General features: G+C 66.1%; 1 protein-coding gene. It reads left to right on the forward strand.

Annotated elements, in window-relative coordinates:
- Positions 1-690, forward strand: a 690-nt coding sequence (locus AC07PT_RS30430) for a DDE-type integrase/transposase/recombinase (protein ID WP_494659190.1), incomplete at both ends; no start/stop codon positions are given.

Raw genomic sequence — 690 nt, forward strand, 5'->3', positions numbered from 1 at the left:
GGGGCCCGACTGGCCCTGGCCTGCGAGCTGTGTGGCCTGAGCGAACGCACCCTGCAGCGCTGGAGAAGCCGGGCAACGGGTGCCGTGTTGGGTGGCGATCAACGCCCCCATGCCCATCGCCCAAGCCCCTCACACGCCTTGAGTGAGGCCGAACGCGCCGAACTGCTGCACGTGGCCAACGAGCCGCGCTTTGCAGACTTGCCACCTGCGCGCATCGTGCCCCTGTTGGCCGACGAAGGCCGTTACCTGGCCAGCGAATCGAGCTTTGCACGGGTGCTGCGCCAAGCTGGGCAAAACGCCCACCGCAGCCGTGCCAGGGCGCCAAGAGCGCAACGGCCACCGACCACGCACATCGCAACAGCACCGGGCCAGGTCTGGTGCTGGGACATGACCTACCTGCCAGCTACTGTGGCTGGGCGTTGGTTTTACCTGTACCTGATCGTGGACCTGTACAGCCGCAAGGTGGTGGGCTGGGAGGTACACGCCGAAGATGACTCAGACCACGCGGCCCGCCTGGTGCAGCGCACGGCCTTGGCCGAAGGGATTGCAGCCAAAGACAGCAAACCCGTGCTGCATGGCGACAACGGCGCTACGCTGAAAGCCACGACGGTGTTGGCCATGCTGCACTGGCTGGGGGTCAAACCCTCTTACTCGCGGCCTCGGGTGAGCGACGACAACGCGTTTGTCGAG

The sequence above is a fragment of the Curvibacter sp. GW821-FHT09D12 genome, assembly GCF_059416245.1.